We start from the raw sequence: 19,822 nt of genomic DNA on the forward strand, positions 1-19,822 counted from the left end.
AGGAAACGCCAACAGCGCCGCGGGCAAATCCGATAAACTCGGCACATTGCCGTCCGGAGTGCCCCATGCGCGAAGAATTGAATCAAGGCCTGCTCGACTTTCTCAACGCCTCCCCTACACCGTTTCATGCCACCAGCAGCCTGGCCATGCGCCTCGAAGCTGCTGGTTACCGCCAGCTCGACGAGCGCGCGCCCTGGTACACCGAAGCCGGTGGCCGCTATTACGTGACCCGCAACGATTCCTCGATCATCGCCTTCAAGCTCGGTATTCGCTCGCCCGTCGAAGGCGGCGTGCGCCTGGTCGGCGCCCATACCGACAGCCCCTGCCTGCGCGTCAAGCCCAACCCGGAGCTGGAGCGTCAGGGTTACTTCCAGCTCGGCGTCGAGGTTTACGGCGGCGCGCTGCTGGCCCCCTGGTTCGACCGCGACCTGTCGCTGGCCGGCCGCGTCACCTACCGCCGCGACGGCAAGGTGGAAAGCGCGCTGATCGACTTCTACCAGCCGATTGCCGTGATCCCCAGCCTGGCCATCCACCTTAACCGCGAGGCCAATCAGGGCTGGGCGATCAATGCGCAGAACGAACTGCCGCCGATCCTCGCCCAACTGGCCGGTGCCGAGGGTGCCGACTTCCGTGCCCTGCTCAGCGAGCAGTTGGCCATGGAGCACGATTTCAACGCCGATGCGGTGCTCGACTACGAGCTGAGTTTCTACGACACCCAGAGCGCCGCCGTGGTGGGCCTGAACCAGGACTTCATCGCCAGTGCGCGCCTGGACAACCTGTTGTCCTGCTACGCCGGCCTGCAAGCGCTGCTCGACGCCGGTGACGAGGAAACCTGCGTGCTGGTGTGCACCGACCACGAAGAGGTCGGCTCCAGCTCGGCGTGCGGTGCCGATGGCCCGATGCTCGAACAGGTGCTGCGCCGCGTATTGCCCCAGGGCGATGATTTCGTACGCACCCTGCAGCGTTCGCTGCTGGTTTCGGCCGACAATGCCCACGGCGTGCATCCCAACTACGAAGCCAAGCACGACGGCAACCACGGGCCCAAGCTCAACGCCGGCCCGGTGATCAAGATCAACAGCAACCAGCGCTACGCCACCAACAGCGAAACCGCTGGTTTCTTCCGCCACCTGTGCCTGGAAAACGAAGTACCGGTACAGAGCTTCGTGACCCGCAGCGACATGGGTTGCGGCTCGACCATCGGCCCGATCACCGCCAGTCAGTTGGGCGTGCGTACCGTCGACATCGGCCTGCCGACCTTCGCCATGCACTCGATTCGCGAGCTGGCCGGCAGTCAGGATCTGGCACATCTGGTGAAAGTGCTGGGCGCCTTCTACAACAGCCATGACCTGCCCTGAGGCGACCATGATCGAACATATCCGCAATAGCCTGCTCGAAGCCCAGCGCGCCCTCGACGCCTTCATTGGCAACGAGCAGACGCTGGCCAACATCGAGCACGCCGCCAACCTTCTGGTGAGCAGCTTCGAGACCAAGGGCAAGGTGTTCTCCTGCGGCAACGGCGGCTCGATGTGCGACGCCATGCATTTCGCCGAAGAGCTGACTGGGCGTTACCGCAAGAACCGCCCGGGCATCGCGGCGGTGTCGATCAGCGACGCCAGCCACATCAGTTGCGTGGCCAACGATTTCGGCTACGACCACATCTTCTCGCGCTACGTGGAATCCCACGGCCGCGAAGGCGATGTGCTGCTGGCCATCAGCACCAGCGGCAAGAGCCCCAACGTGGTCAAGGCCGCCGAGGTGGCGAAGGCCCTGGGCATCAAGGTCATCGCCCTGACCGGCAAGCCCGGCTCGCTGCTGGAGAGCCTGGCCGATGTGTGCATCTGTGCGCCGGGCGGCGATTTCGCCGATCGCACCCAGGAGCTGCACATCAAGGTCATCCACATCCTCATCGAACTGGTCGAGCGCCGTCTCAGCCCGGAAAACTACGCCTGAGCCCCGGGCAGCGTCAGCCGACGCCGCCCCGGAACTCACCCGCGTGTTGGAGAATTCGCGCGTGATCCGCCTCAACGCCCTGCTGCGCCACCTGCTGTTGCTCACCCTGGTCATGTTCGCCTGCGCCTCTGCCCAGGCGGCTGGCATCCCGACGCTGTTCGGCAGCACTGGCGAAGCCAGCACCCAGCCCCAGGCGGATCAGCCGCTGGATCGCTCGCTCGACGAAGTGATCCAGTCGCTGGAGAACGACAAGCAACGCGCGCAGTTGCTCAACGACCTGAAAACCCTGCGCGACACCACCCAGAAAGCCCATCTCGAGAGCCACGACGGCGTGCTGGGGCTGATCGGCAGCACGCTGAGCGGTATCGAAAGCCAGTTCTCCGGCGAACACAGCCCCCTGGCGCGCTGGCAGCTGGAGCTGTCGCGCAGCCGCAGCGAGCTGGCGGCGCTGCTGCCCGAGGCCGGCGAACGCTTTGCGCTGGTCAGCAACTTCGCGCTGATCATCGGTATCTGGAGCCTGCTGGCCTTCGGGCTGCGGGCGCTCAGCCACCAGGTGCGCCTGCGCTTCGGCCTCGCCGAGGACCTGCCGCAGAACCCGCGCCCGACCGACCTGCTACGCTTCGCCCTGCGCAAGCTCGGCCCCTGGTTCGCTGCCCTGCTGATCACCGGCTACCTGAGCTACGTGCTGCCCGCCTCCCTGGGCCGCGATCTGGCCATGGTGCTGGCCTACGCACTGGTGGTGGGCACCTGCTTCTCCGCCATCTGCGTGATCGCCTTTTCGCTGCTCGACGGCCCGCACCGGCGCACCGCGCTGAACATCCTGCGCCGCCGCGCCTTTCGCCCGCTGTGGCTGATCGGCAGCTTCGCCGCCTTTGGCGAGGCGTTCAACGATCCGCGTCTGGTCGCCAGCCTCGGCGCCAACCTGGCGCACACCACGGCCACCCTGGCCAACGTGCTGGCGGCGTTGTGCACCGGCCTGTTCATCCTGCGCTTCCGTCGCCCGATCGCCCATCTGATCCGCAACCAGCCGCTGGCACGGCGTCTGCGCCAGCGCGGCATCAGCGAGACCGTGGAGCTGCTCGGCAGCTTCTGGTACCTGCCGGCCCTGGCCCTGGTGGCGATTTCCCTGTCGGCGACCTTCGTGTCGGCCGGCGACACCAGCACCGCGTTCCGCCAGTCGCTGGTCTGTACCGTGCTGCTGGTCACCTGCATGGTGGTCAACGGGCTGATCAGGCGGCGCCTGTTCAAGAGCCGTTCGCGGCATCGCCGGCATGCCGCGTATTTCGAGCGTTTCCAGAACTTCTTCCACACCATGCTGAGCCTGGCCGTGTGGCTGCTGTTCATCGAGCTGGGCCTGCGTGTATGGGGGCTGTCGCTGATCCGCTTCGCCGAGGGCGACGGGCACGAGATCAGCCTCAAGCTGGTCGGCCTGGCCGCCACCCTGGCCTGCGGCTGGCTGGTATGGATTCTCGCCGACACAGCGGTGCATCACGCCCTCACCCGCTCGCGCAAGGGCCAGACCAACGCCCGCGCGCAGACCATGATGCCGCTGATCCGCAACGTGCTGTTCGTCAGCATCTTCATCATTGCGGCCATCGTCGCCCTGGCCAACATGGGCATGAACGTCACCCCGCTGCTGGCTGGCGCCGGGGTGATCGGCCTGGCCATCGGCTTTGGCGCACAATCGCTGGTGGCGGACCTGATCACCGGTCTGTTCATCATCATCGAGGATTCCCTGGCCATCGACGACTACGTCGATGTCGGCGGCCACCTCGGCACCGTCGAAGGCCTGACCATCCGCACCGTGCGCCTGCGCGATATCGACGGCATCGTGCACACCATCCCGTTCAGCGAGATCAAGAGCATCAAGAACTACTCGCGCGAGTTCGGCTATGCCATCTTTCGCGTCGCCATTCCCCACGACATGAACATCAACGATGCCATCAAGCTGTTGCGCGAAGTCGCCACCGAGTTGCGCAGCGACGTGCTGATGCGCCGCCATATCTGGTCGCCCCTGGAGATCCAGGGTGTGGAAAGCTTCGACTCCGGCAATGCGGTGCTGCGTGCCCGTTTCAAGACCGCACCGATTCGCCAATGGGAGGTTTCACGCGCCTTCAACCTCGCGCTCAAGCGCCACCTGGACGAATCCGGCCTTAGCCTGGCGACCCCGCGCCTGACCATCCAGATGATGGCGCTCAGCCCGAACAAGACGGACGAGCAATAACCGGAACCACCGCACATCCACACCGGGCGCCCTGTCATGGTGCGCCCGACGACCTGCACTTTCCGTTACCATGCGGCGACGTTCACCAACCGATAGGGACATCTCATGGATATCTCCACCCTTATCATCATCGCCGTACTGGTCGTGGTGGTTTTCTACGTCATCAGCGTCTACAACCGCCTGGTCAGCCTGCGCAACCGCTACCAGAACGGCTTCGCGCAGATCGAGGTGCAGCTCAAGCGCCGCTATGACCTGATCCCCAACCTGGTGGAAACCGCCAAGGCCTACCTCGCCCACGAGCGCGAAACCCTCGAGGCCGTGGTGGCCGCGCGCAACGGCGCGGTCGAGGGTCTCAAGCAGGCCTCGCAAAACCCGGGCGATGCCCAGAGCATGAACCTCCTGGCCAACGCCGAGGGCGTGCTGAAAAACGCCATGGGCCGCCTCAACGTGACCGTCGAGGCCTACCCGGACCTCAAGGCCTCGCAGAACATGCAGCAGCTCAGCGAAGAACTTTCCAGCACCGAGAACAAGGTGGCCTTCGCCCGCCAGGCCTACAACGATGCGGTCACCGCCTACAACGCCTACCGCCAGAGCTTCCCGCCGGTGGTGCTGGCGGGCGCCTTCGGCCATGGCAACGATGCGGCCCTGCTGGAGTTCGCCGACAGCGCGGCCATTCAGGACGCACCCAAAGTCGCCTTCTGAGCACAGGGCTAGCGGATGGATTTCTTCGAACAGCAGGATCGCGCCCGGCGCAACAGCTCGCGCCTGGTGATACTGCTGGTATTGGCGGTGATAACCCTGGTGGTCAGCACCACGCTGGTGATCGCCGTCGCCTGGCAGGTCTACCAATACGGTAATTACAGCCTCGAGGCACTGAGCAAGGAGTTGCTGCTCAGCGTGGCCGCGGTGGTCGTCGGCGTTGTGGTTCTCGGATGGGCGTTCAAGGCCTCGCAACTGCGCGCTGGCGGCAAGGTAGTCGCCGAGCGCCTCGGCGGGCGCCTGCTCAATCTCAAGCCCGAGGGCCTGCACGAGCAGCGTGTGCTCAACGTGGTCGAGGAGATGGCGCTGGCCGCCGGCGTGCCGGTGCCGCCCGTGTACCTGCTCGAAGAGCCGGGCATCAACGCCTTCGCCGCCGGGCTGCGCCCGGAGAATGCGGTGATCGGCGTGACCCGTGGCGCCATCGAGCGGCTCAACCGCGATGAATTGCAGGGCGTGATCGCCCACGAATTCAGCCATATCCTGCATGGCGACATGCGCCTCAATACCCGCCTGGTGGCGGTACTGCACGGCATCCTGCTGCTCGGCCTGATCGGCGAGTTGCTGATGCGCGGCGTGGGCCACAGCGGCGCGGCGCGCTCGTCCAGTCGTTCCGACGACAAGGGCCGTGGTAATGCCGTCGCGCTGGTCATGGTAGTCGGCCTTGCGCTGCTGGTGATCGGCTACGCCGGCACCTTTTTCGGCAACCTGATCAAGGCTGCCGTCAGCCGCCAGCGCGAGTTCCTCGCCGACGCCTCGGCCGTACAGTACACCCGCAACCCCAACGGCATCGCTGGAGCACTGAAGAAGCTCGGCCGCGGTTCGCGTCTGGAAGCCAGCCACGCCGCCGAGTACAGCCATATGTACTTCGGCCAGGGCCTGGCGCTGAGCCGCATGATGGCTACTCACCCGCCGCTGGAAGAACGCATCCGCCGCATCGACCCGAACTGGAAAGGCGTAGTGCTCGGCGACGAGGTATTCGAGGCCCCGGCGCCATCTGCCGCGCCGCAGCAGGCGGTGACCTCAGGCTTCAGTGCCGCCGCGGCGACTGCCGCCATCGCCAGCATCGGCGAGCCACAACCGCTGCACCTGGAAGAAGCCCGCGAGAGCCTGGCACAGATCGACGTGCGCCTGCGCAACGCCGCTCACGATCCCCATGGCGCCCTGACGATTCTCTATGGCCTGCTGCTGGGCCCCGACGACGCCACCCGCCAGCAACGCATGAACTGGATGCAGGCCAACCTGCCGCCTTTGCTCGCCGACCGTTTGCTGGAGCTGGCCGACCCGCTGCAACGGTTGCCCACCGGGCGTCGTCTGCCGCTGCTGGAGCTGGCCATTCCCGCGCTAAAGCAACTCGAGCCCCAGGATTTCGTCAGCCTCAAGCGCGATATCGGCACCCTGCTGATCAGCACCGGGCAACTGGGCTTGATGGAATGGGCGCTGCTGCGCATCGTCGAACGTAACCTGGGCATGCAACGTCCCGTGCAAGGTCGCCTGCCACTGGCGGCGCTGGGCAATGAAAGCTGCGTGCTGCTGGCCGCCCTGGCGCGGGCCGGCAATACCGGCGAACTGGCGGCCAGTGAAGCGTTCCAGGCCGCCTGGAGCACCCTGCCGTTCACCGCCCGTGTATTTGCCGAGCAGCGCCGCGCCGGAATCAGCGAACTGAACGACGCACTCAACCGCCTCAACCAGATGCGCCCGCTGCAGAAGCCGCAATTGCTCAAGGCCATGGCCCGCTGCATCGAGCATGACGGGCGTATCAGTGCGGGCGAGGCCGAATTGATGCGCGCCGTCGCCGATACCCTGGATTGCCCGATGCCACCGCTGTTGAGTGATCATCAGGTCTAAGAGCCTGTTCATGATCTTACAGCCCAGGCTCGCCGTTTCTGGCAGCCAAGTGGGGCGGCCATCGGCGCAGTACCTGTGGGAGCGAGCCATGCCCGCGATTTTTCGCGCGCATGGCGCGCTCCCACAGTGGATCAGCGAACGACCGCTTCTGCCTTGTAGTGGCCGCTTCAGGCGCCAAGAGATCGTGAACAGGTTCTAAGGAATAGCTAACGTAGGAGCCGCCGGCACGCCTAGTGTATGCCGACGATGTCGCACCCATGGCGCGCGCCCACGGGACCGGGCGGATATCCACGCCAGCCACCCAGACCACGAAATCAAACCCGCTCAGAGTCCCGAACGCCCCGCCGAGCCGAAGACCTGCGTCCAGTAGATGGTCGCCTGGCTTTGCGGGTTGCTGGCGTAGGCAGCGCCCATTTCATGGAAGTCCGGGTTCATCACGTTGTAGCAATGCGAGGGGCTGGCCAGCCAGCCCTCGACCACCTGCTGGGCGCGGCCCTGGCCGGCGGCGATGTTCTCGCCGATCAGCGTCCAGGTGTAGCCGGCTGCGGTGGCGCGGGCGCCGACCAGGCTACGGTCGCTGCCCTGGTGGCTGAACAGGCTATTCATCGCCATATCGCGGCTGTGGACCAGGGCAGCCTGGCCCAGAGCATCGTTCCAGTTCAGCGGTTCGGTCGCGTCGAATGGCTGGTCGCCACATTGACGGGCCGTGCCACGAGCCTGATTGACCGCCTCGAGAATCGCCTTACCCTCTTCTTGCCAATCCCCCAGGCGCGCCGGCAGCAATGCACGGCCGAGCACCACCTGCCAGCTGTTGCCCTCGTGCAGCACGCCGATGTCGGCGAACTGGGCATCCTGCAGCTGCTTGCAATACGACTGCTGCAACATGGCCATGGCCGCTTCCGGGGTGTCCGGGCCGGTGACGCGGATCAGTTGCACGGCCGCAGCCTGATAGCCTGCCTGCTGCAAGGCCTGCTGAAGTTGGTCGGAAGAATTGACCTTCTGCCCGGCCAGGCGCCGATCAGGCGCCAGCGGGCCGGCTGCCGGGCTGGGTTGCCCGCCACAGCCCTGCCCGGCCTCGCGGTAGCTGTTGATCAGTTTGGCCAATTGCGCGGCTTCATCGCCCCTCGCAGTACCTGCGGCACTCGCGCAAAGCAGCAGCGCCGTAACGATCTGCCGAACCCGCTTGGGTGAGTCACTCATCCGTGCTTCCTCTCAAATCCGCTCTGCCAATCTGATGATGGACAACCGCTCTGGCCAAATGCTTCAGTCAATCGCCCCATCGGCTGAAACCGCGTTAAACTCGGGCCCATGATTGTGACCGAAACCGCGTATTCGCTCGACCCCACTTCGCTGCTCGATAGCCTCGCTGGCACCGATAAATTGCTGATCATCCAGGATCTGGATGGCGTATGCATGGACCTGGTGCGCGATCCACTCACTCGTACGCTGGATGCTGCCTACCTGCAGGCGGCCCGCGAACTGGATGGCCACTTCCAGGTACTGACCAACGGCGAGCACATCGGCAGCCGCGGCGTGAACGCCCTGGTCGAGCGCGCCATCGGCAGCACGCGCCGCTGTCAGGAGCAGGGCCTGTACCTGCCCGGCCTGGCCGCCGGCGGTGTGCAGTTGCAGGATCGCCACGGGCGCATCGCCCATACAGGCGTCAGCGCCGAGGAACTGGCATTTCTCGGCGCAGCGCCCGCGTGGTTGAACGAATCGCTGAAGACACTGCTGCGGCAGGCGCCCTATCACCTGGCGGATCACGATATCGAGCGCCTACTGGCCAGCAGCGTGCTCGACAACCCGGTGTCGCCCACGCTCAATCTCAACGCCTTCCATCATCACTGGCGTGACCAGCCGGCGCTGTATGCACGCATCCAGGTCGACGGCGCCGGGCTCCTCGAGCAGCTGCTCGACAGGGCCGCTGCACAGGGCCTGGCGCAGTCGTTCTTCGTCCATTACGCGCCCAATCTCGGCCGTGATGCCGAGGGCCAGGAGCGCCTGCGCCCGGCGCAAGGCACCGCGGCGGGCACCACCGACCTGCAACTGATGCTGCGCGGCGCCGTCAAGGAAGCCGGCGTGCTGGTGATCCTCAACCGTCATTACGGGCAGCGTACCGGTACGTTCCCCTTGGGCGAAGACTTCAACGTGCGCCAGGCGCCAGCCAGCCTCGACGCGCTGCTGCAACTGGCCGTCCAACGCTTCGACCCGCACGACATGCCGCGCCTGGTCGGCGTTGGCGACACCCTGACCAGTTCGCCCGCCACAACCGATGCTGGCAGCGGCACCTGGCTGCGCGGCGGCAGCGACCGCGGCTTTCTCACCCTGGTGCAGGAACTGGGCAAGGCGTTCGCACAGGACAACCGCGTGCTCTACGTCGACAGCAGCCAGGGTGAAGTGCAGCGCCCCGGCGTGAATGCCGCGTACCTGCGTGATCACCCGCGGGATCCCTGGCCGGCGCTCGACGGCATCACCGATGCCAGGGATCCGCTGCGCCTGAATACCATCTTCGCCGGCGGGCCGCGCCAGTATCTGGCCTTCTTCCGCGACCTGGCCAAAGCGCGTCAGCGAGGCTGACTCACCGCCCCAGCGAACCTTTCCCGCGGCTCCACGTCCGAATCTCTGCGCTTTCGCCTTACTCGCTCGCGGAGAACTCCACGTGATGCATTCCGTTACCCGTGGTTATCGCTACCTGCTCAAGACCTTCGGCTATGTCGGCTGGTCACTGTTCTGGCTGCTGATCTGGGACGTCATCGTCACGGTCGACTACATGCTGTTTCTCGACCGCCGCATCAACCTGCCCTCCATGCCGCTGACACTGCTCGGCTCGGCCCTGGTGGTGCTGATCAGCTTTCGCAACAGCAGCGCCTACAACCGCTGGTGGGAAGCCCGCACCATCTGGGGCGCGCTGATCAACAGCTCGCGCAGTTTCGCCCGCCAGGCGCTGACCCTGATCGACGACCATGAAGGCAGCAACCCTGTGAAAGTGGTGCTGCTGCGCCGCCATGTCGCCTACATCCGAAGCCTGTCCGCCAGCCTGCGCAACCAGCCCTGCGACGACGAGGTGCGCGCTTTCGTTTCCGCCGAGGAGTTCGAACGCCGCGGCACCACCAACAATTTTCCCAACGACATTCTCAACGGCTCGGCGGCCATGCTGGCCAGCGAATACAAGGCGGGCCGACTGGACAGTATCCGTCTGACCCGTCTTGAATCGACGCTGGTCGACGTATCCAACTGCCAAGGCGGCCTGGAGCGGATCGCCAACACGCCACTGCCCTACCCCTACGTGTACTTCCCGCGGCTGTTCATCACCCTGTTCTGCGTGATCGTGCCAATCGGCCTGGTCGAGACCCTGGAGTGGTACACACCGCTGGCCTCGACGGTAGTCGGTTTCATGCTGCTGGCGATCGAACGGGTGGGCAGCGACCTGCAGAGCCCTTTCCAGGTCAGCGAGCACCAGATCCAGATGGACGCCCTGTGCGAGACCATCGAAAAGAACCTCGAGTCGATGCAACGTGACGCTCAGCGCGAGCGCGACGGGCGTCTCTGCGAAGACTGACCGGAGGGTCATTTTTCGGCGTGCCAGACGCTTTGCAGCGGGCCCGAGGAATTTTTGTAGTGTTTAAAATAAATAACTACAAAACTGTTGACGGCCCCTTTTCGGTTTTGCATGATGGGCTCGCCTCCCCTGACGGGAGCCCTGACAAGGGCACTTGGGCGAGCTCGGTAATACCAGCCGAGCGTTCCACGATATGTACTGCCCACAAGGCAGATTGATGAAGTCGAGCGTCCCGTGCGGACGAGAGCGTTAGCGAGACATTGTCATGATGCCTGCGGGATCCTGCGGATCACCTGCATCCGATCCTGTCTTCGCAGCCTTCTCCCCCACCTCCTCGACCTCGGTTAGCCGCCGCTGCGTAGCGATACCCACGCATCACTACACGGCTGTCGGCAGCACTCAAACGCCACGGGCAATGACGGCCGCACTGCAGCGGTCGCCCTAGACAGATCAGAGAATGAAGGGGTAACACCATGAACCTGAATCAGCAACCGACCATCGACGACCTCGCCCAGCTGTTCTCCCAGCACAAGGACAGCCTGCACAACCACATCCTGTGGGTATGCGAATCGGGTGAAGTCCGCATCGACCGCCTGCCTGCCGACAAGCCGGAGCAGGAGTTCGTGAGCGAACGGCCGAACATGCGCACCCGCCTGCGCACCTACCGCCGCGGCCAGGGCTATGTAGGCCGCCGCGCCGCCGCCGACCGCGACTTCATCGGTAACGTGCTGCGCACCCTGCAACACGACTGGGCCCGCCCCCGTGCCCAGAAGCAGGAACTGCTCGACACCTACTGCTGAGCACCTCATCCGGTGGGCCGCGACGGCCCACCTTCCAAGGCTCGTGACACGCCACATTCTGGAAATACGCGGTACAATCTCTCGCGCTCCTGGAGGAGCCGTTCGCCTGAAGAACGCCTAGCAACCACACTGCCCCGGCAGTGCCTGCGAGACCCCGGAATGGACAATCTTTATCAACCCCCCAGCGCCGATCTGCTGCAGCAAGCGAACGCCGACGGCTCCTTCTTCGTCACCTCCACCCGCAAGCTGTATCTCGTGTACCTCTTCACATTCGGCTTCTACTCGATCTACTGGGCCTACAAGCACTGGGATCGCCAGCGGGCCGGCATGCTGCCGAAGAAGATCAGCCCGGCCGCGCGCTCGATCTTTCATATCTTCTTCATCCACTCACTGTGCCGGCTGATTCAGGGCCAGCTGCAGGCCAAGGGCCTCGGCGCGTGGAAATACAGCGCCGTCGCCTGGGCGTACATCACTCTGGTATTTGTCAGCAACGGCCTTTCGCGCGGCGAAAGCCTCGGCAACCCGCTGCTGGAGATTCTCGTGCTGGTCGCGACAACCCTGGTGACCGCCTGGCCGCTGGCAACCATCCAGCAGCAGGCCAACCTGGCCAGCGGCGACCCGGCAGGCAAGCAGAACAGCCGTCTCAGCTTGGCCAACTGGCTGTGCATGCTGCCCGGGGTACTGCTTTGGCTGTTTGTCGTCATTGTGATGTTCCTACCCGAGTGACATGCAAAAAGCCCCGGTCGATGCCGTAATGCTTTTCACTTAGGCTGTAGAGCGAGATGCTTCGTCGCTTGTATTGGCCTTGAACCCAGAAAAAACGTCGCCTCCCCGTTTCGCAAAAGCGGCGTTTCTATTTAAAGGAACAGCATTACAGCCTATGCCGGGGCTTTTTTCGTTCCGAGGGCTGCGTTACTTGCGCCTATCGTCCGGCCCGTCGTTCAGATCCATCTCGCTCGCCACCGGCGGCGGCGTTTAGCTTGGGGCTGGCTCTGCCTCGGCTTGCGGCTGCACCTGAGGCTCGACAGACGCCGGCTGCTGCTTCTTGCCGGTCACGCGCCGCCAGACCCAACCGATCAGCAGAACGGGCAGGAACCACAGCTTTTTCAATAGCACCAGCGCCGCGGCGAACAAGCCGACCTTGGCCGCCGCCTTGCCGGCGATCAGCGCGCCCAAACCGTAAGCCGCCACTTCGTCTAGGTCCGGGTTGAAATCGGCGTAGCGGTTGCCCTCGTTGAAGTCGGTCATGGCCAACACGGCCGGCACGTTTTCCTCGATCTGCGGCAACTGGTGCATGCCGGCGATGAAGTTCAGCACCAGCACGCCCTTACGGCCCAACACGCGGATGTTGTAGTTGAGGATGTGCTCGTCGCTGTCGCCGAATTTCACTTCCTTGGCCCAGTGCAGTTTCTTGCCAGCGGCGTCGTAGTGCGGTGCAGACGCCCAGCCAACGATGACGATGGGCTCGTAGCCGTTCTCGGTGCGCCACTCGTTGTCGGCATTGGCGCCGTCCTGCAGGTCCTTGAGCATATCGTTGTAATCGATATCGGCGGCATCCTCGTCGGACACGTAGCCGCTCTGCTCGTACTCGACGGTCACCGCCCAGGACTCGTCGGCCAGCGGCGAAACGCCTTTGGGCAGGATCATGCCCAGGGGCAGCTTGTCATCCGGTGGGTTGCCCCAGGCTTCGACGAGCACACGCTCGGCGTCGGCGCCATCGAGAAACACCATGTTGTCCGGCAGGTTGAGGGTCGCCAGGTTGCTGCCGATCACTACCTTGCCGGAGCGGAAGTGGAGGCTGTCGAGGAACTGCTCCTCGCTGAGGTACTGGCCTTCGGCCTCTTGGGTGGCCGTGGCTTGCTGCTCGCCCTCGGCCGGCGCCTGGTCCGCCCAGCTCAGCGGGACGGCGGTGGCCAGCAGGCTGGCCAGTAACAACTCCTTGTAGAACATCTGCAACTCCATGAGATCGGCTGAATTTCGAGCGCCAGCCTACCATTCATTGCGGAATCATTTGGTAACGTTCAGTCATTTTTGGATACATCTCACATTCAGGCACCCTGTCGATCAGCTTCTGACCGTCAGTTTCACCAGGCGCAGCACCACGGGCCGAACGCCCATCACACAGACGAAGGCCACCGGCATGGCCAGTCGATAGGCCGCCAGCGCAGCCGCCAGGTAACCCTCGGCGAAACCGCGGTTGGCAGCGGTGATGACCAGGCACATCAGGAACGCCATGATGCTGGACATGAAAAAAGCGAAGGCGACTGGCGATAACTTCGCCGGCAGCTTCCAGGTCGCGCGGGTTACGTTCAGCGTCGAATCGGGCATTTGTAGACTCCTTTGGACGGTTGATCGATGTGGCCAGCGGCCAAACGCGGCCATTATCTGCAGCAACCGTTGCCCGGACTAGCGCGCCGCAGTTAAGGTCAGTGCCAAGCAAACCTTATCAATCAAGCAACCAGAAGAAAGCTTGGCTATGGACACCCTGCGTGGCATCGAGAGTTTCGTGAAGGCGGTGGAAAGCGGCAGCATCGCCTCGGGCGCACGCCTGCTGGGCATCAGTGCGGCAGCCGCGAGCCAGAACATCGCCCGGTTGGAAGCGTCCCTGGGTGTTCGCCTGCTCACCCGTACCACGCGCAGCCTGGCCCTGACCGAAAGCGGCGAGCTGTACTTCAGCCAGGTGCGCAACGTGCTGCGTGATCTCGAACTGGCGCGTAGCAACGCCACCCTGCAGCACGACCATCCCCAGGGGCGCCTGCGCATCGCCTCCAGCGCCGCCTTCGGGCGCTATGTGCTGGCACCGATGCTGCCGGCCTTCAGCGCCCTTTATCCGCGTATCGCCTGCGAGCTCAGCACCACCGACCGCAGCGTCAACCACATCCAGGAGTCGGTGGACGTCAGCATCCGCATCCCCCAGCAGCTGGAGGACGGCCTGGTGGCGCGACACATCGCCAGCGTGCCGTCGATCTATTGCGCCTCGCCGGCTTACCTGCAAAGAGCCGGCATGCCAGACACGCCCGAAGCCCTGCGCGAGCATGATTGCCTGGCCTTCAAGGTCGCCGTGGATGGCCGCCTGATGCCCTGGCGCTTCGTGCGCGACGGCGTGCGTTTCGAGGCGCCGATCCGCGTCGCGCTGGTCAGTGACGATATCGACGTGCTGGCCCGCGCGGCGGTCAATGGAGGCGGCATCACCCGCCTGGCCGCCTTCGTCGCCGAACCGCTGTTGGCGAGCGGGCAATTGCAGCAGCTCTTCACCCCCTCGCAGAGTGGCGGTGACCAAGCGCTTATCGAACCGCTCGACTATTACCTGTGCGTGCGCGACCGCTTCGAGCTGACACCCAAGGTGCGCGCCTTCGTCGAGCATGTCGTCGCCAACCTGCGCGACGACTGGCGCCCTTGAGGCGAGCCCGCGACCCGCGGCGTGGGGCGCTCAAGCAAATTTGACTCGCAGGGTGAATCCGGTAGGCTCGGCAGCTCATTTGAACGGAGTGTTTCCCCATGGCCAAAGCCACTGCCCGCCACATCCTGGTTGCCACCGAAGAGAAGTGCAACGAACTGAAAGCTGCCATCGAAGGCGGTGCCGATTTCGCCCAGGTCGCCAAAGACAACTCCAGCTGCCCATCCAGCCGTGACGGCGGCAACCTCGGCTCCTTCGGCCCGGGCCAGATGGTCAAGGAATTCGACACCGTGGTATTCAGCGCCCCGGTCAACGTGGTGCAGGGTCCGGTGAAGACCCAGTTCGGCTACCACCTGCTCGAAGTGACCAGCCGCCAGGACTGATTCACGCCTCGCCTGGCGCCGCCCTGGTGCCAGGCGTTCCCCGCACCCCTGCCACACCTGCGCCCTACCTGACTGTCGAAAAGCCCGGAACCGCCACCCTCTCGCACCACTCTATCGTTGCGGTAGTCAGCGTGGGCGAGGCCATCACATGAACCGGTTCTTCCAGGCCCTTGGCCTGCGCATTGGCGACTCGGCCAAGCAAATCCGCATGCCCAGTCAGAAAGCCCTGGGCAAATGCACCTGCGGCCAGCCCATCTTCTTTCGTAACAGCCAGTGCCTGGCCTGCCAGTCGCCCCTGGGCTACGAGCCCGAACGTGGCCAGGTGGTGACCCTGACGCCCGGCGAGGATGCCGGGAGCTGGCGCATCGACGGCGACTCGCGTCGCTACCGACGCTGCGCCAATCTGCATGCCGCTGCCGGCTGCAACTGGCTGCTGCCGCACGCCAGCGAATCGGCACTGTGCATTGCCTGCCAGCTCAACCGCACCATTCCCGACCTGTCGGTACCCGGCAATGAACAACGCTGGGCGCGCCTGGAAATGGCCAAGCGTCGCCTGGTTGCGCAACTGTTGAACCTTGGTCTGCCGCTGCTCAGCAAGTACGAGGACGAAGAGCGCGGCCTGGCCTTCGATTTCCTCGGCCCGGATCTCAGCGGCCAACCGCCGGTGACCGGACATGCCAGTGGCCTGATCACCCTGAACATCGCCGAAGCCGACGATGACGTGCGCGAGCAGACGCGCATCCAGTTGCACGAGCCCTATCGCACTCTGCTCGGCCACTTCCGCCATGAGGTCGGCCACTATTACTGGGATCGGCTGATCGCCGGCAGCGCGTGGCTGGACGACTACCGCCGGCTGTTCGGTGACGAGCGCGCCGACTACGGTGCCGCCCTGCAACGTCATTATGAACAGGGCGCACCGGCCGACTGGCAGGCCTCCTTCGTCAGCGCCTACGCCACCATGCACCCCTGGGAAGACTGGGCCGAAACCTGGGCCCATTACCTGCACATGATGGACACCCTGGACACTGCCCTGAGCTTCGGCATGCGCGCAGGCGACGTGGAGCTGGAGTTCCGGCCCTACACTCGGGCCGCGTTATACGACCCCGGCGATCCCCAGGCCGAGGAGTTCCTGCAGTTCATCAATGCCTGGATCGAACTGGCCGCTATGCTCAACGAGCTGGCACGCAGCATGGGCCACAAGGATCTCTACCCGTTCGTGCTGTCGGCTGCGGTGGTCGGCAAGCTGCAGTTCATCCACCGGGTCGTCGAGGCGGCGTCGCCGATCCCTTGAGGCTGTCCACGCTCCAGCCAGACTGAAGGAGTTACGCCATGACTCAACTCGACCGACACGGCAGTTGCCTGTGTGGTGCGGTCAACCTGACCTTGCGCATCGCCAGCCGCAACATCAGCGCCTGCCACTGCGCGACCTGCCGCAAATGGGGCGGCGGCCCGCTGTTGGTGGCCGAAGGTGAGCTGGCGCAGCTCAGTGGCGAGCAGCAGGTGCGCATCCACGAGTCATCGGAGTGGGCCGAGCGTGGCTTCTGCGGCCAGTGCGGCAGCCATCTGTTCTATCGCCTGAAAAGCAACGGCCACCATGCCGTGCCGGTCGGCCTGCTCGACGATCAGGGCGACTGGCAGTTCGACAGCCAGATCTTCATCGAATCCAGGCCGGCCTATTACTGCTTCGCCAATCAGACCTGCGAGCTGACCGGCGAGCAGGTGTTCGCCGAGTTCAGCCAGGGCTGACTCAAGGCGCGTCCAGGGACGGCCCGACCAGCGCTGGCTTGCGAGGCAGCGGCGCCAGCCTCTACCCTGCGTATTCGCTGAATGAGCCCTCCTGCAATGACCCTCGCTGACCTGCTGTTGTTCGCCATTCCTGTCGTCTTTCTGACCGGCCTGTCCAAGGGCGGCTTCGGCGGCGCGCTGGGCGGTATCGCCGTGCCGCTGCTGGCATTGGCCACCTCGCCGATGCAGGCCGTCGCGGTGATGTTGCCGATCCTCTGCCTGGCCGATGTGGTAGGGCTCAAGGCCTACTGGGGCAAATGGGACACGGCCAACCTCAAGGTCATGCTGCCCGGCGCAGTGATCGGCATCGTCATCGGCTCGCTGACCTTCGAGCTGCTCAACGAAAACCTGATCGGCCTGTTGATCGGCGTCATCGCCATCTCCTTCGTGCTGCTGGGGCTGCTCAAGAACGACTCGGCACCTCGCCCGCTACAACCCCGTCGGGGGTTGGCGCTCTGTTCGGTGGCGGGTTTCACCAGCTTCGTGGCCCACGCCGGCGGCCCACCGGTGATGATGCACCTGCTGCCTCAGCAACTGGAAAAACTGCGCTACGTGGCCACCATCAACCTGTTCTTCCTGCTCACCAATGCCATGAAGCTGATTCCCTACACCTGGCTCGGCCAGTTCAGTCGAGAAAACCTGCTGCTCAGCCTGATGCTCGCGCCCATCGTGCCGCTCGGCGTCTGGACGGGCCTGTGGCTGCAGTCACGGATCAACCACACCTGGTTCTACCGCATCGCCCGCCTGGGCATGCTGCTGGCTGGGCTGCAGCTGATCTGGAAGAACATCTAAGATTCTGTTCGTAATCTTTAAGCCCAGGTTCGGCGACTTTGGCGGCTAAGTGGGGCGGGAGCGGCCGATCGGTCTCGTAGGAAGGACTGGTGATTATCTGTGGGAGCGGGCCATGCCCGCGAAAAATCACGGGCATGGACTGGGCGCCCCCGCCCGCTCCCACAGGTACTGCGCCGATGACCGCTCCCGCCGCCTAGCCGCCAGAATCAACAAACCTGGCCTGAAAGATCAGGAACAGGCCCCAAGCGAGATCGCACCTACAGCGCGAACAGCGTCCGATATTCGTCATGGGCATGCTGGTCGGTCATGCCGCTGATGAAATCCTGCACCAGCCGGCAACGGTGATAGAACTCCCAGGCGGCGCGGTCCGCTTCGGCGCACTCACGCACGGCCTGGCGATAGGCCTTGATCAGCTGGCCCGGCAAGCGGCGCACCAGCATCTGCAGGTAGGCCTCGCGACGGCAATTGCCCTCGGTCAGCTCGGCGAAGGTTTGGGCGTCCACCCGTAGCAAGGCGCCGTAGCTGTCCAACAGGCCCTGAATGATGCGATGGCCCTGCAACTGCAGGGTTTCCACCTCGCGGTGGCAGAACACCCGGGCCATGGCCACATCCTTGAAGGTCTGCACGATGGCGTGGGGCAGGCTGTCGTCCTCGATCAGCGCGCGATCCAGGGTTCCGGCATGCACCGCGTCGATATTGTCGATGAACTGTCGCGCCGCGTGCTGCACCAGCGGGTGGATCATGCTGACGCGCAACCTGACGAAGAATTCCCCGGCCTTATTGATCTCTTCCTGGTGATAGCGCTCGAGGGCTTGCTCGACCAGGCCCCGGAATGACTGCTTGGAGCCGGGAATCAGGATGTCCGGGGATTTCAGCTTCTCGAACGTGGACACCAGCAGCGGCGCCAGTTCGGTCACGGTGAGGATGCCCTTCTCCACCGAGTCCTCGATGTCGGCCAGGCAATAGGAGATGTCGTCGGCGGCCTCCATGATGTAGGCCACCGGATGACGAGTCCCTGGCGCCTGGCCCAGCGCCTGCTGCAGTTCGGCGACGAAACCTTCTTCGGACAGATAGAAGCCCGGCTTCTTGTTCAGGTAGGCACCGGCCATGCCCTTGCCGGGCCTGGGCTGGTAGGCCGGGCGCAGGTATTTGAGCAGGCCGGCGGTCTGGGTGTAGGTCAGACGCAGGCGCTGCAGGTTTACCACCAGCCGCACCGCCTGGGCGTTACCTTCGAAATTGCGCAGGTCGGCGCGCATGCGTGCCTGCAGATCAGGATTGGCCTGCTGCTGCGGCACGGCCACGGCGAACAGCCCATCCAGGGCCCGTTCGAACCACTCGCCAATGGCGAATTCACCAAAGTGCCCGAATGGCGGGTTGCCGATGTCGTGCATCAGGCAGGTCATTTCCACGAGGCTTTCCAGGGCGCCCTGCAAGCCGTCCAGACCATGGTCTGCAGCCCGCTCACCGAGCTGGGCGTACAGCGTGCGAACGATGAAGCGCCCGGCCTGCTGAACTTCCATGGAGTGGGTCAGGCGGCTGCGCACCGCCGCATTACGCTCCAGGGGAAACACCTGGGTGCGTTGCTGCAAACGGCGAATGGCCGCGGAATTGATGATCCGCCCACGATCGCTCTCGAAGGCGTAAAGCAGATCGACATCGCCGCCAGCCTGATCGCCGGGGCGCAATGCGCAGATTCGTTGTTTGAAGTTCACCAATGCTGGCATCGTCAGGCTCTCGATCAGGCACACAAGCCGCGAGCCTAACGCGCAGCGCCCGGTTTACCAAGCGCCCGACGCCGAGGACAATGTGCGCTTCGCTCCGCCAGACAGGAGGCAAGCATGAGCCGCACCGACTTCCATCAGCAACGTGCCGCCCAGGCCACCGCCGACGCCCAGCGTTTGCTTGATCGCCAGGCCAGCCTTGGCGCCGGCTGGCTGACCTGGGTAGCCAGTGAGCTCTATCAGCTCTCGCCGCCGGAATACGCGGCGATGGTCAGGCGCGAGCTGCAGCGCCTGAGTTCCGCCTGAGCAAACGGCTTACGCCAGCTTGTTCTCGTGCAGACGCACGTTGAGCTCGTCCACCACCGGCGCCCACTCGGCGTCTTCCAGCAGTTCGTCCTTGAGAAAGGTCGCCTGGGCCTGGTTCCAGAACGGCGCTTCGGAAACTTTCACGTCATCGGGCAGCGGATAGTGCTTGGCGATGAAGGCATCGATGCTGGCGGGGTCGGAAGGTAGTCCCAGTTGCTCGAACAGGGTACCGAGGTCTTTGTTGGGCAGTTCCATGGGCGCCTCCATCAGTTGCTGTGTGGTGTGTAGAGCCGCGCCAGCA

Annotated in this window: 20 protein-coding genes; 15 read left to right on the forward strand and 5 right to left on the reverse strand. The window is 64.4% G+C overall.

What is annotated here, in order from left to right:
• Positions 1 to 65 precede the first annotated feature (65 nt).
• The 5 genes from BVH03_RS22460 to BVH03_RS22480 all read left to right on the forward strand — a co-directional run bounded on the left by BVH03_RS22460 (position 66) and on the right by BVH03_RS22480 (position 6,778).
• A complete protein-coding gene (locus tag BVH03_RS22460) occupies positions 66 to 1,355 on the forward strand; it encodes a M18 family aminopeptidase (RefSeq protein WP_075963263.1) in 1,290 nt (429 codons plus the stop codon).
• A 7-nt stretch (positions 1,356 to 1,362) separates the two neighbouring features.
• Positions 1,363 to 1,950: a D-sedoheptulose 7-phosphate isomerase gene (gene lpcA, locus BVH03_RS22465; protein WP_075963264.1), complete on the forward strand. Its 588-nt coding sequence runs from the start codon at positions 1,363 to 1,365 to the stop codon at positions 1,948 to 1,950.
• A gap of 112 nt (positions 1,951 to 2,062) precedes the next feature.
• Positions 2,063 to 4,174: a mechanosensitive ion channel family protein gene (locus BVH03_RS22470; RefSeq protein ID WP_075963552.1), complete on the forward strand. Its 2,112-nt coding sequence runs from the start codon at positions 2,063 to 2,065 to the stop codon at positions 4,172 to 4,174.
• 105 nt (positions 4,175 to 4,279) lie between these two features.
• Positions 4,280 to 4,876, forward strand: a complete 597-nt coding sequence (locus BVH03_RS22475; RefSeq protein ID WP_075963265.1) for a LemA family protein — start codon at positions 4,280 to 4,282, stop codon at positions 4,874 to 4,876.
• Between the two features lie 15 nt (positions 4,877 to 4,891).
• Positions 4,892 to 6,778 carry a M48 family metallopeptidase gene (locus tag BVH03_RS22480; RefSeq protein WP_075963266.1) on the forward strand — a complete coding sequence of 629 codons (1,887 nt, stop codon included), beginning with the start codon at positions 4,892 to 4,894 and terminating at the stop codon, positions 6,776 to 6,778.
• A gap of 324 nt (positions 6,779 to 7,102) precedes the next feature.
• On the opposite strand, the gene BVH03_RS22485 is transcribed toward BVH03_RS22480, so the two are convergent.
• Positions 7,103 to 7,978, reverse strand: a complete 876-nt coding sequence (locus tag BVH03_RS22485; protein ID WP_075963267.1) for a CAP domain-containing protein — start codon at positions 7,976 to 7,978, stop codon at positions 7,103 to 7,105.
• 108 nt (positions 7,979 to 8,086) lie between these two features.
• Here BVH03_RS22485 and stpA point away from each other — a divergent pair, with 108 nt between their 5' ends.
• The 4 genes from stpA (at position 8,087) to BVH03_RS22505 (ending at position 11,863) form a co-directional block, all read left to right on the forward strand.
• Entirely contained in the window at positions 8,087 to 9,355 is a 1,269-nt protein-coding gene (stpA, locus tag BVH03_RS22490) for a glucosylglycerol 3-phosphatase (protein WP_075963268.1), read from the forward strand.
• A gap of 85 nt (positions 9,356 to 9,440) precedes the next feature.
• On the forward strand, positions 9,441 to 10,337 hold the full coding sequence (locus tag BVH03_RS22495) for a bestrophin family protein (RefSeq protein WP_075963269.1): 897 nt from the start codon (positions 9,441 to 9,443) through the stop codon (positions 10,335 to 10,337).
• Between the two features lie 473 nt (positions 10,338 to 10,810).
• Positions 10,811 to 11,137: a hypothetical protein gene (locus BVH03_RS22500; RefSeq protein WP_075963270.1), complete on the forward strand. Its 327-nt coding sequence runs from the start codon at positions 10,811 to 10,813 to the stop codon at positions 11,135 to 11,137.
• A gap of 159 nt (positions 11,138 to 11,296) precedes the next feature.
• A complete protein-coding gene (locus BVH03_RS22505; protein WP_075963271.1) occupies positions 11,297 to 11,863 on the forward strand; it encodes an MFS transporter permease in 567 nt (188 codons plus the stop codon).
• A 249-nt stretch (positions 11,864 to 12,112) separates the two neighbouring features.
• On the opposite strand, the gene BVH03_RS22510 is transcribed toward BVH03_RS22505, so the two are convergent.
• Together BVH03_RS22510 and BVH03_RS22515 are read right to left on the reverse strand one after the other, a co-directional pair.
• Positions 12,113 to 13,087 (reverse strand): DUF2167 domain-containing protein, encoded by a 975-nt coding sequence (locus BVH03_RS22510; protein ID WP_075963553.1) that lies wholly within the window; start codon positions 13,085 to 13,087, stop codon positions 12,113 to 12,115.
• A 114-nt stretch (positions 13,088 to 13,201) separates the two neighbouring features.
• Complete coding sequence (locus BVH03_RS22515) at positions 13,202 to 13,465, reverse strand: DUF2798 domain-containing protein (RefSeq protein WP_075963272.1); 264 nt, start codon at positions 13,463 to 13,465, stop codon at positions 13,202 to 13,204.
• 148 nt (positions 13,466 to 13,613) lie between these two features.
• Between BVH03_RS22515 and BVH03_RS22520 the strand changes: the two genes are divergently transcribed.
• From BVH03_RS22520 to BVH03_RS22540, 5 genes are all read left to right on the forward strand, one after another.
• Complete coding sequence (locus BVH03_RS22520; RefSeq protein WP_075963273.1) at positions 13,614 to 14,537, forward strand: LysR family transcriptional regulator; 924 nt, start codon at positions 13,614 to 13,616, stop codon at positions 14,535 to 14,537.
• Positions 14,538 to 14,635: 98 nt separating this feature from the next.
• Positions 14,636 to 14,917, forward strand: coding sequence for a peptidylprolyl isomerase (locus BVH03_RS22525; protein ID WP_070886824.1), 282 nt, complete (start codon positions 14,636 to 14,638; stop codon positions 14,915 to 14,917).
• Between the two features lie 148 nt (positions 14,918 to 15,065).
• The gene (locus tag BVH03_RS22530) at positions 15,066 to 16,208 is read left to right on the forward strand and encodes a putative zinc-binding metallopeptidase (RefSeq protein ID WP_075963274.1); all 1,143 of its coding nucleotides are present in this window, start codon (positions 15,066 to 15,068) and stop codon (positions 16,206 to 16,208) included.
• 38 nt (positions 16,209 to 16,246) lie between these two features.
• A complete protein-coding gene (locus BVH03_RS22535; protein ID WP_075963275.1) occupies positions 16,247 to 16,663 on the forward strand; it encodes a GFA family protein in 417 nt (138 codons plus the stop codon).
• A gap of 96 nt (positions 16,664 to 16,759) precedes the next feature.
• Complete coding sequence (locus tag BVH03_RS22540) at positions 16,760 to 17,494, forward strand: sulfite exporter TauE/SafE family protein (RefSeq protein ID WP_075963276.1); 735 nt, start codon at positions 16,760 to 16,762, stop codon at positions 17,492 to 17,494.
• A 257-nt stretch (positions 17,495 to 17,751) separates the two neighbouring features.
• Here BVH03_RS22540 and dgt read toward each other — a convergent pair whose 3' ends face one another.
• On the reverse strand, positions 17,752 to 19,218 hold the full coding sequence (dgt, locus tag BVH03_RS22545) for a dGTPase (RefSeq protein WP_075963277.1): 1,467 nt from the start codon (positions 19,216 to 19,218) through the stop codon (positions 17,752 to 17,754).
• A gap of 114 nt (positions 19,219 to 19,332) precedes the next feature.
• On the opposite strand from dgt, the gene BVH03_RS22550 reads away from it, so the two are divergent.
• A complete protein-coding gene (locus tag BVH03_RS22550) occupies positions 19,333 to 19,521 on the forward strand; it encodes a hypothetical protein (RefSeq protein ID WP_075963278.1) in 189 nt (62 codons plus the stop codon).
• Between the two features lie 9 nt (positions 19,522 to 19,530).
• Here the strand turns inward: BVH03_RS22550 and BVH03_RS22555 are convergent, their stop codons facing one another.
• Positions 19,531 to 19,776 (reverse strand): DUF2789 domain-containing protein, encoded by a 246-nt coding sequence (locus BVH03_RS22555; protein WP_075929462.1) that lies wholly within the window; start codon positions 19,774 to 19,776, stop codon positions 19,531 to 19,533.
• Positions 19,777 to 19,822: the final 46 nt, after the last annotated feature.

Source organism: Pseudomonas sp. PA15(2017) (genome assembly GCF_001945395.1).
Taxonomy (GTDB): Bacteria; Pseudomonadota; Gammaproteobacteria; order Pseudomonadales; family Pseudomonadaceae; genus Aquipseudomonas.